Source organism: Marinobacterium sp. xm-a-152 (genome assembly GCF_013282965.1).
Classification (GTDB): Bacteria; Pseudomonadota; Gammaproteobacteria; order Pseudomonadales; family Balneatricaceae; genus Marinobacterium_E.
Genome location: NZ_WBYI01000006.1, coordinates 18242 through 31389, shown reverse-complemented (window position 1 = coordinate 31389; position 13148 = coordinate 18242). Strand labels below are relative to the sequence as shown.

Genomic DNA, 13148 nt, shown 5'->3' with positions numbered 1-13148 from the left:
ATCAATCACTTGCCGGTGTCAGTGTATCAAGCAGCGCTTCAACTGTCTGGAATCGAGTTTCACTGTTTTCCATCGGTACACTGAACTTAAACGCGGTAGCCCCATCGAGTTTATAGACCTTTGGCTGTGTCTGCACCAGTTTTACAAGGGTGTAAGGATCGACACAGGTCTCCTCAGCAAACTCCAAGCGTCCTGACCCAGCGCCAGCATCCAACTTGATAATATCGAGTTTTTCAGCCCGCAACTTGATTGAAGTCTGTCGAATTAGGTTCTGAAGAGGCGTTGGTAGCAGACCAAAGCGATCAATCATCTCCACCTGAAGCTCACGCAACTCTTCGTCATTGGCTGCATTGGCAATGCGTTTATAGAGCGTCAATCGGTTATGCACATCCGGCAGATAGTCATCGGGAATCAGTGCCGGTAGGTGCAAGTTTACTTCACAGCCGTGATGAAGAGGCTGATCAAAGTTGGGTGTTTTACCCTCTTTAATCGACTCTACTGCTTGCTCTAGCATCTCCATGTAGAGGGAGAAACCAATTGTCTGCATTTGACCCGACTGCTCTTCACCTAACAGCTCACCGGCACCCCGTATCTCAAGGTCGTGGGTTGCTAGGGTAAAGCCTGCCCCTAGAGTGCTCGCTTCGACAATCGCCTCCAGACGTTTGGTGGCATCTGAAGTCATCGCCTTGTGGTGCGGTGTAAGCAGGTAAGCGTAAGCCTGATGATGCGAACGACCGACTCGTCCACGCAACTGGTGCAATTGAGCCAGACCAAATTTATCAGCGCGATCGATGATGATCGTATTGGCGTTAGGAACGTCGATACCGGTTTCGATGATGGTGGTGGAGACCAATACGTTGAATCGCTTGTGATAGAAGTCACTCATCACCTGTTCCAGTTCACGCTCACGCATCTGGCCATGGCCGATACCAATACGGGCCTCTGGAATCAGCTCACCCAACTCTTTAGCGGTCTGTTCAATGGTTTTCACTTCATTGTGCAGATAGTAGACCTGACCACCGCGAAGCAACTCACGCAGAATGGCCTCTTTAATCAGCGCTGGATCTGATTGACGCACAAAGGTTTTAACCGATAGACGCTTAGCCGGTGCCGTCGCGATGATCGATAGATCACGCATGCCCGACATCGCCATGTTCAGCGTACGAGGGATAGGGGTCGCGGTCAGCGTGAGAATATCAACCTCAGAGCGAAGCGACTTGAGTTTCTCTTTCTGCTGAACCCCAAAACGGTGCTCCTCATCGATAATCAACAGCCCTAGGTTGCTGAATTTCAGATCGCCCTGTATCAGTTTATGTGTACCAATCAAAATATCGACCTGACCGGCCTCTACCTTGGCTGCGATCTGATCCTGTTGTTTGCCTGTTTTGAAGCGAGAGATCAGATCAACCTCCATAGGCCAGTCGGCGAAACGATCACGGAAATTCTCAAAGTGCTGCTGGGCGAGTAGGGTAGTTGGTACCAATACAGCGACCTGTTTGCCAGCTTGTGCCGCAATGAAGGCTGCCCGCATAGCCACTTCAGTTTTACCAAAGCCAACATCACCGCAGACTAGACGATCCATCGGTTGCACGGCTTGCATGTCTCGGCGCACCGCTTCAATGGCCATCGCTTGATCTGGCGTCTCTTCGAATGGGAATGCACGTGAGAATTGATCGTACATAGCATCATCAATGCTGTATTGATACCCCTGGCGAGCGGCACGACGTGCATAGATATCTAACAGCTCGGCAGCTGCATCACGTACCTTCTCGGCCGCTTTACGGCGCGCTTTGGACCACTGCTCTGTGCCAAGACGGTGCAGCGGTGCAGACTCTTCACTGGAACCGGTGTATCGGCTAATCAGATGCAGAGAGGAGACCGGAACATAGAGTTTGGCATCATTCGCGTACTGCAGGGTCAGAAACTCGGTGGCTGATCCATCCAAATCGATCGTCTGCAGACCGAGATAGCGACCTACGCCGTGATCAATGTGGACCACAGGATTCCCGACGCTCAGTTCAGACAGTGATTTAACGGCTTGGTCGGCATCGCTCTGTTCACGCTGGCGACGACGACGTTGGAAGACCTGATTGCCAAACAGCTGTGCCTCCGAGATCACCTCAAATTGATCACTGATGGCAAGACCCTGTTCAAGCGGTGCAACGCTTATTGCGAGTGACTCATTGCTGTTTTGAAAAGCGTGCCAGCTGTCGAGTTGCACAGGCTTGATCGACATCGCTTGCAGTTGCGTTAATAGAGATTCACGACGGCCCGCTGATTCAGCAAGAATGAGAACCGGAGTAGTGGCTTTGTCTAGGTGATTGGCCAGTGGGCGCAGAGGCTCTGCCGCAGTGGGAGAGGTGCTTAAACTGGGAGGTTCAGTCGCACCGATATTCTCACGCCCCGGTTTAACCTCTTCAGGCTCAGCACTTAGTCGGATTCCCGGCCAACGTTTTAGGTCACTTGCCAAGTTATCCGGTGTTAAAAAGAGCTCATCTGGCGTCAAGATTGGGCGAGTGATATCGCCTTGGCGTTCGTTATGTCGACTTACCACACCGCTATGGAATTGTGATGCGGCCTCCAGTATCCCTTTCTGCTGAATCACAAGGGTTGATTCAGGAAGGTAATCGAACAGGGTAGAGCACTGCTCAAAGAAGAGCGGCAGATAATACTCGATCCCCGCCGGCGCTAAACCGCTCGAGATGTCTTGGTAGATGGGGCAGTTGCCATAATCGACATCAAATCGTTGACGCCAGCGCTGTTTAAAGCCATCAATCGCGTTGGAGTGGAAAGGGTATTCACGCGCCGGCAAAATGCGAATGCGCTCGATCTGTTCAATGGAGCGTTGTGTCTCCGGATCGAATGTCCTTAGAGTATCGATCTCATCATCAAATAGGTCGATACGAAGAGGCGCGCTAGTGCCAGTAGGGTAGAGATCAATAATGGCGCCACGTACAGCAAATTCACCGTGCTCATAAACGGTGTCGACTAGGTTATACCCTGCATCGATCAGTTGTTCACGCATCCTGTCGGCGTCTAATTGCTGACCTTTCTCAAGCCAGAAGACATTGCCACTGACAAATTCTTTAGGGGCGACACGCTGCATCGCCGTCGAAGCAGGCACGACAATGACACCTGACTTTAAACCTTGAAGTCGGTACAGCGTCTCTAAGCGAGTGGAGGTAATATCCTGGTGTGGAGAGAAGCTATCGTAAGCTAGGGTTTCCCAGTCTGGAAAGAGCATCACAGGCAGAGAGTCACCGGCAAAAAAGCGTATCTCACGACGAATACGGCTAGCGCTCTCACTGTCGTTGCAGAGCATCAGTATAGGTCCCTGATGCTTGTCGCGTATCTGATCGATTAGCCAACCGGTGGCGGCCCCTTTTACATCACCAATACGGCGCAAATCACCGGCTTTAGTTGGGGCAATAAACTGATCTAGACCTGACAATCTTGGACTCCAGTGAAAATAGCATGAGAAAGATTCTATTGTAGCGATCAATCAGTGATTAGGGCAGGTAAGTAGAGAAAAAATCACAGTTTTTATCTGTTTCGCAGGTGCGGTATCGGCCATAATAGACGTCTACTCCACATGGACTTGGAATCGCATGAATCACTTCGAGCTGTTTGCTCAAATATTTGCTGTTACGGCCCCCATTTTCTCCCTGGTCATCATCGGATTGCTGCTAAAACGATTTAACCTGTTGAGTGATGGTTTCATCAGTGGCGCCTCGATGTTGGTCTACAAAGCAACCCTGCCTACTCTGTTAGGTTTAGCTACCTACCGAGCGGACGTGGTTGGACTGCTTGATTCCGTTCTGTTTGGCTACTACATCCTGGCGAACTTCGCAGTCGTCATACTCATGGGATTTATCGCCTATCGTTGGATTCGACCGGATCAGCGTGCTGTTTTTATTCAGGCTGGTTTCAGAGGTAATCACGGCATTATCGCACTGGCGCTGGTATTGAGCCTTTATGGCAATGAGGGGCTGCAAGTGGCCGGATTAATGGCTGGTTTAGCGGGAATCCTAAACAACGGTCTTTCGGTCGTGCTCTTTTCGGTCTTCAGTACACGCTATCGTCCTACACCATTGGTGGTTGCGAAAGAGGTGGTGCTGAACCCGATGATTATTGGGGTGTTAATCGGTGCGTTGCTGTCACTCTTGCATCTGCGATTGCCACTCTGGGTAGAGGAGTCGGCTCAACTCTTCGGGTCTATGTCACTGCCACTAGCACTGCTCTGCATTGGCGCAACGCTGTCGTTAAAAGCCTTTCGTCTGTCAGGTTGGTTGGCCGTCAATGCTACGCTGGTCAAGTTGATTTGGGTACCACTGCTGTTCACGGCCATTGGCGCCTACTTGGGTATCAGTGGAATGGAGTTAGGGACTCTGTTTCTGTTCCTAGCATCTCCTACCGCGGCTGCCAGTTATGTGATGGCCAAAATTGCAGGTGATGACGATGAACTTGCCGCCAACATCATCGTTCTGACGACCTTTGTGTCGATGATCACGATAACTTTCGGGCTCTACCTACTGCAGTTGTTGGCATTAATTTAGTAGACTAGAAACCTCTTTAATCACCACCTAAAGGAATTTTTCACATGAGCGTATGGACGCCCAATAGCTGGCGCGATCTGCCGGTTAAACAGTTACCGACTTACCCAGACCTAACGGCACTGCAATCGATTGAGGCTGAGCTGAAACAACAGCCACCTCTGGTTTTTGCAGGAGAGATCCGATCTTTAAAAGCTGATCTAGCACGTGTCAGTCGTGGTGAAGCGTTTCTGTTACAGGGTGGTGACTGTGCAGAGAGCTTTAACGAGTTCAGTGCTGATAAGATCAAAGATACCTTTAAATTGCTAATGCAGATGGCCGTTGTGTTGGCTTTCGCGGGTAGTTGTCCTGTAGTAAAAGTAGGGCGAATTGCTGGCCAATTCGCTAAACCTCGCTCTAGCGATACTGAGACGATTGATGGTGTCGAGCTACCTTCATACCGTGGTGACAACGTCAACTCGGCCGAGTTCACGGCAGAAGCGCGTATTCCAGATCCTGAGCGTATGTTGAAGGCTTATCATCAATCCTCAGCAACGTTAAACCTACTGCGCGCCTTCTCACGTGGTGGCTTTGCCGATCTGCATCAGGTTCATAAATGGAACCAAGGCTTCGTGTCTCAGTCGCCTGCGCATGAAAAGTATGAAGCGCTAGCCGCACAGATCGATCAAGCGTTGTCGTTCATGGCGGCCTGTGGATTGAATTCAGACAATACGCCGCAGCTCTCTGAGACAACGCTCTACACCTCACACGAAGCACTGTTGCTGCCTTATGAAGAGGCGTTGACGCGCCAAGACAGTTTGACCAACGGTTGGTATGACTGTTCAGCGCACATGCTCTGGATTGGTGATCGGACTCGTCAGCCTGATCATGCGCACGTTGAGTTCTTGCGTGGTGTTCAAAACCCGGTCGGTGTAAAAGTGGGCCCAACCACTCAAGTGGATGATTTAAAACGTCTATTAGAGATTCTAAACCCAGAGAACGAAGCGGGTCGTATCAATCTGATTGCCCGCATGGGTGCCGATAAGATCGGCGATCACCTTCCACAGCTAGTGCGTGCTGTGAATGATCTGGGCGTGAATGTTGTCTGGAGCAACGACCCGATGCACGGCAATACGGTAAAAGCTAGCAGCGGTTACAAAACCCGCTCGGTCGATGCGATTCTCTCTGAGATGAAAGCCTTCTTCGAGATTCACAAGGCAGAGGGTAGCTACGCCGGTGGTGTTCATTTTGAGATGACTGGTAACCATGTAACTGAGTGTGTCGGTGGTGCCTACCAAATCACAGAATCTGCCCTGGCAGAGCGCTACATCACCCAGTGTGACCCACGCCTTAATGCTGACCAGTCACTTGAGTTGGCGTTTATGATTGCGGATACACTTAAAGCAGCGCGTAAGTAATCTAAGTTGGAGCGGTCTTAAAAAGGCCGCGATATTTGGTGACAGGCCTTCAGCCTGTCATCCGCTGGTAAGATTTACTAATAATCTGGAAAACGCTGAGAAAGTGGATGTCAGGCTAAAGCCAGACACCGGTGCCAATAGCTAAGCTTAACTTAATACCCATCGCGGCCTTTTCAAGACCGCTCCAACAGTGCCAGATTCGAATCTGGCACCCCGTTCCCCGTCCGACTGAGAACGAGCACGGTGCTCTTTTTCGTTAAGACGTTGAAAGGATCGAGCCCCGGATGGGCGAGAGTTTCAGCGCCTGCACGGAGCAGGCTCTGAAATGTGCCTTTTGATGTTAGAAAAAGAGTATCGCGCGCAGTGTGCCGAAGGCCGAAGGAGCGGGGTGTGTTTTCTTGCTTCTTCTTTGCTCACACAAAGAAGAAGGCTAGCCGACGCTAGTCGGATAGAAATGCGGTTGACAGGCTGAAGGCCAGTCACCGAAAAGATCGCCCCAAGCTTACTCTAACCGCCCAAACTGCTCAGCTAGGAAGCTCTCTGCACGCTCAAGCATAAAGTATCGGAACGCCTCTGCAGCAGGGGAGAGTACCTTCGATTGTGTATGCACAAGGTTCCAGGCTCTAACAATGGGTGCGCCATCGACATTGAGTATCCCCAGTTTTTGGTGCTCCAGTTCTAAACCGACTGTGTGCTGTGACACAAATCCTATCCCCAGATCGGCCATTACGGCCTGTTTGATCATTTCGTTGGAATCCAGTTCAAACTTATAATGCGGTTCAATACTTCTCCCCTCGAAAAAGCGTTCCATCGCTGCTCGTGTGCCTGAGCCCTCTTCACGAACAATAAACGGGATATCTCGCAGCTCCTCGGGTGTTAACCGCTCATCCAGGCTTCTTAAAAATAACGGGTTTGTGGGCGCGGCCACAAAAACGTGTGGGTGAGCCGCAAAGGGTTCATTTCGGGTCCGCATCTCTTTGGGTGGTCGACCCATAATAGCGAGATCAACTTCATTGTTTTGCAAAGATTTGAGCAGCTGTTCACGATTACCAATCGATAGCTTTATGTCGACACTCTTATGTTCTTCAATGAATTCAGAAATAAGGTGCATCATGAAGTATTTTGCGGTTCTAACAATCCCTATCGTAATTGTTCCAGCTTCTGCGTGAATTAATCTTGCTGCAGCATCTTCAGCGTCTTTAACGGTCGCTAGGATTCTTCTAGCGTAGACCAGCATATATTCACCTGCTGTGGTTAGCGTGACTTTTTTGCCAGCACGATCAAACAACGGCATGCCTACGTTACTTTCAAGCTCTTTAATTTGCATGGTAATCGCCGGGGGAGTTAGGTGAAGAGATTCCGCGGCTCTAATGAAACTCAGCTGTTTTGCGACTTCATTAAAGACTCTGAGCTGACGAAAGGTGGTATTACGCACTGGCTCCTCCGATTAATGCTTTGAGTTATTTATTGTGGTTTATTCAAAATAGTTAAGTTTAACCTTAATGTAAACAGTATCTATTTAATTCCTGATTGAATATTAATGTTAAGTAATCACTTATCATTTTGATAAGAAAGTTTGTGTTGTTCTTAACATTACTTTCCCATAACGTCTCTCCTATGCGATTGCTAAGTTGATTTCAGCCTGGCACTCAAACAGCACAACAATAATCAAGGTTTAATCCAACAGGAGAAATTGACCATGGCAAAAAGCTATCAAGCAGGTGTAAAGGAGTACCGTGAGACGTATTGGATGCCCGATTACACACCAAAAGATACGGACTTTCTGGCGTGTTTTAAGGTAATTGCACAAGATGGAGTGCCACGTGAAGAGGCGGCAGCAGCAGTTGCGGCAGAGTCTTCTACCGGTACTTGGACGACCGTGTGGACAGATCTGCTCACTGATCTTGAGTACTATAAAGGCCGCGCTTACGCTATCGAGGATGTTCCTGGTAATGACGAGGCGTTCTACGCATTCATTGCCTACCCAATTGACCTGTTCGAAGAGGGCTCTGTTGTCAATGTATTGACCTCTCTTGTTGGTAACGTATTTGGCTTTAAGGCAGTGCGTTCTTTGCGATTGGAAGATGTTCGTATTCCAGTCGCCTATGTAATGACCTGTGGTGGACCACCGCACGGCATTCAGGTAGAGCGCGACATTATGAACAAATACGGTCGTCCAATGTTGGGGTGCACCATCAAGCCTAAGCTGGGTTTGTCAGCCAAAAACTACGGACGAGCAGTTTATGAGTGTCTTCGCGGTGGTCTCGATTTTACCAAGGATGATGAGAACGTTAACTCTCAACCGTTCATGCGCTGGAGACAACGATTTGATTTTGTCATGGAAGCCATTGAAAAAGCCGAAGCTGAAACGGGTGAGCGTAAAGGTCACTACCTGAACGTGACAGCGCCAACTCCGGAAGAGATGTATAAGCGTGCCGAATACGCAAAAGAGATCGGCGCCCCGATCATTATGCACGATTATCTGACCGGTGGTTTTACCGCTAACACAGGTCTAGCAAATTGGTGTCGTGAAAATGGCATGTTGTTGCACATTCACCGTGCCATGCACGCTGTTCTAGACCGCAACCCTAATCACGGTATCCATTTCCGAGTGCTGACTAAGATGCTTCGTCTTTCCGGTGGTGACCATCTTCACTCTGGCACGGTGGTTGGTAAGTTGGAAGGTGACCGTGAGGCGACCTTGGGCTGGATCGATCTAATGCGTGACTCTTTTACAAAAGAGGATCGCAGTCGCGGCATTATGTTTGATCAAGACTGGGGATCTATGCCGGGTGTTATTCCGGTTGCCTCGGGCGGTATCCATGTTTGGCACATGCCTGCATTGGTTAACATTTTTGGTGATGACTCAGTTCTACAGTTTGGTGGTGGTACTTTGGGTCACCCGTGGGGTAATGCCGCAGGTGCAGCTGCGAACCGTGTGGCTCTTGAAGCCTGTGTTGAAGCGCGAAATCACGGTGCTGAACTTGAGAAAGATGGTAAACAAATCCTTCTCTCTGCAGCCGAGCACAGCCCTGAGCTAAAAGTTGCTATGGAAACCTGGAAAGAGATCAAGTTTGAATTCGATACGGTCGATAAGCTAGACGTCTCTCATAAATAAAGTAACAGGAGGGTTCCTTAGAAACCCTCCTTAATAAATTGAGCTCTTATTAGAGTTGAGGAATAGATGATGAGTGAAATGCAAGATTACGCATCAAGCCTGAGTGATGTGAATAGCCGTAAATTCGAGACATTCTCTTACCTGCCTGAGATGAATGCTGAACAAATTCGAAAGCAAGTTGAGTACATCGTGTCTAAGGGATGGAACCCGGCGATAGAGCATACAGAGCCAGAGAATGCGTTCGATCACTACTGGTACATGTGGAAGTTGCCACTGTTCGGTGAGACAGACGTTGATCGAGTTCTGAATGAGGCTGAAGCTTGCCACCAAGCCCACCCTAATAACCACGTTAGGTTGGTCGGTTATGACAACTATGCTCAGTCAAAAGGTGCTGAGATGGTGGTTTACCGAGGCAACCCAGTATAACGCTATAGATACCCCCTCTAATGAGGGGGTTTTGCTCTCAATGAATACAAAAGGTAAGAGTATGAGTGCAGTGAATACGGATCAATACATTATCAAGGACGAACCCTTTTATAAGGCGGTAGGCAATGAGGTCGATATGTATCAAGCCGCCTATGCAAGACGTATGCCGGTGATGCTCAAAGGGCCAACGGGATGCGGCAAATCAAGATTTGTGGAGTATATGGCCTGGAAACTGAAGCGTCCTCTGATTACGGTTGCCTGTAACGAAGATATGACGGCCTCAGATCTGGTTGGACGTTTTTTGCTCGATAAGGACGGTACCCATTGGCAGGATGGTCCATTAGCGACAGCTGCCAGAATAGGGGCAATTTGTTACTTGGATGAGGTCGTTGAAGCAAGACAAGATACCACTGTTGTGATTCACCCCTTAACTGACCATCGCAGAACACTGCCTTTGGATAAAAAAGGGGAACTGATCGAGGCGCACCCTGATTTTCAATTGGTTATCTCTTATAACCCCGGTTATCAAAGCCTGATGAAAGATCTTAAACAATCCACTAAACAGCGATTTGGTGCGATGAACTTTGACTATCCGAAAGATTCTGATGAAGCTGAAATTGTAGATAAAGAGACAGGTGTGGGTCTTGATATCGCCAATAAATTGGTTCAAATAGCCCACCGTGCGAGGAATTTGAAAGGGCACGGCCTTGATGAAGGAATATCAACTCGTTTGCTTGTCTATGCTGGGCAGATGATCGCTGAAGGTGTAGATCCGTTGTCTGCGTGCAAAATGACGCTAGTGACACCATTGACCGATGATCCAGATATGCGAGAAACCCTAGATGCTGCAGTCAACACATTTTTTGTGAGCTAACAGGGGCAGCACCGATGAGTATCGACATGGACCAGTATCGTCAATCTCTTGAGAGCATCGCTCCAGAAATGAACGATGTTTTAGAGAGTCACTTTCATGAAGCCGCACGAGTGATGTCATCGCCTGCCTTACAAGACTATCTTGAGGGTGCACAGAGTTTGGCGAATCTAGGTCGTGGTAAAGAGCTCGTGATCGCGTTTATTGAATGCATGCCACAGGTCGTGAAAGAGTGTGGTGAGGATGTCATGAGTGACTGTATTCATGCAGCCATGAAACTCTCTTCGATGACCTCTGGTGAAGTCATTACTCTGTTGTTGCAATCCCTGCCGATTGCTGCAAATCGTCTTGGTGATCCTGAATTGCTGAGAGGGTACCTTACTCTCATCCATCAATTGTCTGCTAAGGCAGCTCGCGGCCTTAGGCCGATGCTGAATCATATGGATGAGCTGCTATCAAAGCTGACGCTTTCAGGACTTCGACGTTGGGCTAACTTTGGGGCGGATGCTTATCGAAGAGATTTTGTTAATCTAGTCAGTTATTTCGAGCTCAAGACCGCTGATAGTCAAAAAATGCTGCAACAAGAGCGCAAGGGTACGCTGTTTATTGATGCGCAACGCAAATTAAATTTTTACTTAAGGGCTTTATGGGGAAGAGATTTTTTTCTTCGTCCCACCTCTGCAGATTACGAAGACTTTAAACCTTACATTGAACATCATGTTATGCATTTGCCAGATGCGGTTGATGATTTCAACCAGGTGGATGGCGTCTCGTTATATCGTGCTCAAGTGGCACACGCTGCTGCTCATATGAGTTATACGACTGACCGAATGGATGCTAGCGGCCTTAGTCAGGCGCAGATGTTCTTTATCGCATTGATCGAAGATGCCAGGGTTGAGTATTGTGCGATGCAAGACTTTCCTGGACTGCGTTCCACTTGGCAAGCGTTACTGTCAATTGAGCCGGAGGGCCGTGAGGAACACCCAACCTTACAGCGGTTGGGTCAGTTTGCATTGATGCTGATGGATGAAACAGTAAGATCAGACGATCCAGAGTTGAATGAATTATCGGCCAAGTTTCATCATGAAATTTCTGCTAAAAAAGACTCTTCTGAAATCAGCTTTCAGTTAGGACTGGCGCTTTTTGCTCTATTTGATGACCGTAAAGAGGTGCCCAGTCTACGTATTCTGCAGTCCATGCGCACACCTTATCGTGATGATAATCGTTTTGTTTGGGAGTTTGAGCCTTTCAATCTAGCTGAGCATGGTCTGGAGTATATTCCCGCCTCGCAACGACAGGTAAGAAAGTATGTCAGTGCCGTCGAAATGGCGAATGAGGTGGACTGTGAGCTAGCGGGCGATGATGCCCAAGAAGTTTGGGTATGCGCGACAGAGTTCATGCCTTATGAGGATGCAGGTGAAGCGACCGAGTCTTTTAATGACCGCTGGGGTAAAGAGCCTATTTCAGATCCATACCACTATCAGGAGTGGGATTATCAGGTGCAGTTATACCGACCCGATTGGGCAACGGTGTACGAAAAAAGAGCTCAAAAAGGGGATCCAGAAACGATTGATCGGATCTTTCAAGAACATAAGCCGATAGTGCAGAAAATTAAACAGGTTGTTGATCTTCTCTCACCGGATGGCGTTCAAAGAGAGCGAAATATGGAAGATGGTGATGAGATTGATCTGAATGCGGCCATCGATGCGATGATTGCCATCAGAATGGGTGAACAACCCAACCCCAGAATCACAATGCGTAATGTTGTCAAAAATCGCGATCTTGCAGTGACTGTATTGTTGGACCTATCTGAGTCGACGAATGAGACCATGGAGGGATCTGATAAAAGTGTGCTTGAGTTGACGCGTGAAGCAGCGACGCTGGTTTCAAGCGCGATCAATGGCATCGGTGATCCTTTTTCGATACATGGATTCGCTTCTGATGGTCGACACGATGTTCAATACTTTAAATTTAAAGATTTTAATCAGAGCTTTAATGACGAAGCAAAAAGTCGTCTTGCAGGAATGACGGGAGGGCTGTCAACTCGTATGGGAGCAGCCATGCGACATGCTGGAAGTCTTTTGATGAAACAACCTGAACGCCGCAAGCTGCTCCTGTTGGTCACAGATGGGGAACCAGCTGATATCGATGAGCGTGATCCCCAACACCTTAGGCACGATACCAAGAAAGCTGTCGAAGAGCTGTACAGCCAAGGTGTTTTAACCTATTGCTTAACCTTAGACCCCAATGCTGATAGTTATGTTAAACGAATTTTTGGGGCCAATAACTATACGGTGGTCGATAACGTTGATCGTCTGCCAGAAAAGCTACCCAGCTTATTTGCCAGCCTGACCTGTTAGGAGTCGTTATGCAAAAATCAAAAACATACGTCGGCATTCACAATGACCTTTACGGAGGGATGACCGATACCGGAAAAATCATCAGGGATGCTTGGGCTTTTGGTTTGATTCCGGAAACGGAAAGTTGTGAGGGTTGGTTAGTGCAGGGGCTGGAGACACTCTGGCGTCAGGTCAATGATGAGTGGGAGAATTATGGATTTTCTGTCAGTCAGTTGCCAGATGAGATCCGAGTGCGTTACCTACATATTCAAGAACAAGCCATTGTTCATGCAAAATCAAAGGGGTGGGACGCGGATAGAGATTTGATGGCAGATTAACTTTTATTTAGTAAGCCTCGATGTAAAAGCATCGGGGCTTTTTTACGTCGGTTGTTAGTTAAGTGATTTCTTAATCCTAATATAACCTCATTTTAATTGCGCTTAC

The 13148-nt window shown here is 48.4% G+C and carries 9 protein-coding genes; 7 read left to right on the top strand and 2 right to left on the bottom strand.

The window, feature by feature from the left end; translation table 11 throughout:
* Position 1 precedes the first annotated feature (1 nt).
* Positions 2-3451 carry a transcription-repair coupling factor gene (gene mfd / locus XMA152_RS06915; RefSeq protein WP_173483147.1) on the bottom strand — a complete coding sequence of 1150 codons (3450 nt, stop codon included), beginning with the start codon at positions 3449-3451 and terminating at the stop codon, positions 2-4.
* Positions 3452-3608: 157 nt separating this feature from the next.
* Between mfd and XMA152_RS06910 the strand changes: the two genes are divergently transcribed.
* Both XMA152_RS06910 and XMA152_RS06905 read left to right on the top strand, forming a co-directional pair.
* The gene (locus tag XMA152_RS06910) at positions 3609-4556 is read left to right on the top strand and encodes an AEC family transporter (RefSeq protein ID WP_173483146.1); all 948 of its coding nucleotides are present in this window, start codon (positions 3609-3611) and stop codon (positions 4554-4556) included.
* Positions 4557-4600: 44 nt separating this feature from the next.
* On the top strand, positions 4601-5950 hold the full coding sequence (locus tag XMA152_RS06905) for a class II 3-deoxy-7-phosphoheptulonate synthase (RefSeq protein WP_173483145.1): 1350 nt from the start codon (positions 4601-4603) through the stop codon (positions 5948-5950).
* A gap of 502 nt (positions 5951-6452) precedes the next feature.
* Here XMA152_RS06905 and XMA152_RS06900 read toward each other — a convergent pair.
* A complete protein-coding gene (locus XMA152_RS06900; protein ID WP_173481522.1) occupies positions 6453-7385 on the bottom strand; it encodes a LysR family transcriptional regulator in 933 nt (310 codons plus the stop codon).
* A 264-nt stretch (positions 7386-7649) separates the two neighbouring features.
* Here XMA152_RS06900 and XMA152_RS06895 point away from each other — a divergent pair, with 264 nt between their 5' ends.
* The 5 genes from XMA152_RS06895 to XMA152_RS06875 all read left to right on the top strand — a co-directional run bounded on the left by XMA152_RS06895 (position 7650) and on the right by XMA152_RS06875 (position 13042).
* Positions 7650-9068, top strand: a complete 1419-nt coding sequence (locus XMA152_RS06895) for a form I ribulose bisphosphate carboxylase large subunit (RefSeq protein ID WP_173481521.1) — start codon at positions 7650-7652, stop codon at positions 9066-9068.
* A gap of 69 nt (positions 9069-9137) precedes the next feature.
* Positions 9138-9494, top strand: a complete 357-nt coding sequence (locus XMA152_RS06890; RefSeq protein ID WP_173481520.1) for a ribulose bisphosphate carboxylase small subunit — start codon at positions 9138-9140, stop codon at positions 9492-9494.
* 61 nt (positions 9495-9555) lie between these two features.
* Complete coding sequence (locus XMA152_RS06885) at positions 9556-10368, top strand: CbbQ/NirQ/NorQ/GpvN family protein (RefSeq protein ID WP_173481519.1); 813 nt, start codon at positions 9556-9558, stop codon at positions 10366-10368.
* Between the two features lie 14 nt (positions 10369-10382).
* A complete protein-coding gene (locus tag XMA152_RS06880) occupies positions 10383-12725 on the top strand; it encodes a nitric oxide reductase activation protein NorD (RefSeq protein ID WP_173483144.1) in 2343 nt (780 codons plus the stop codon).
* An 8-nt stretch (positions 12726-12733) separates the two neighbouring features.
* Complete coding sequence (locus tag XMA152_RS06875; RefSeq protein WP_173481517.1) at positions 12734-13042, top strand: hypothetical protein; 309 nt, start codon at positions 12734-12736, stop codon at positions 13040-13042.
* The last annotated feature ends 106 nt before the right edge of the window (positions 13043-13148 follow it).

What these genes read in the sequence shown, in the direction of transcription:
- XMA152_RS06910 (WP_173483146.1), top strand. Translation starts at nt 3,609, where the DNA reads ATGAATCACTTCGAGCTGTTTGCTCAAATATTTGCTGTTACGGCCCCC.
- XMA152_RS06905 (WP_173483145.1), top strand. Translation starts at nt 4,601, where the DNA reads ATGAGCGTATGGACGCCCAATAGCTGGCGCGATCTGCCGGTTAAACAG.
- XMA152_RS06895 (WP_173481521.1), top strand. Translation starts at nt 7,650, where the DNA reads ATGGCAAAAAGCTATCAAGCAGGTGTAAAGGAGTACCGTGAGACGTAT.
- XMA152_RS06890 (WP_173481520.1), top strand. Translation starts at nt 9,138, where the DNA reads ATGAGTGAAATGCAAGATTACGCATCAAGCCTGAGTGATGTGAATAGC.
- XMA152_RS06885 (WP_173481519.1), top strand. Translation starts at nt 9,556, where the DNA reads ATGAGTGCAGTGAATACGGATCAATACATTATCAAGGACGAACCCTTT.
- XMA152_RS06880 (WP_173483144.1), top strand. Translation starts at nt 10,383, where the DNA reads ATGAGTATCGACATGGACCAGTATCGTCAATCTCTTGAGAGCATCGCT.
- XMA152_RS06875 (WP_173481517.1), top strand. Translation starts at nt 12,734, where the DNA reads ATGCAAAAATCAAAAACATACGTCGGCATTCACAATGACCTTTACGGA.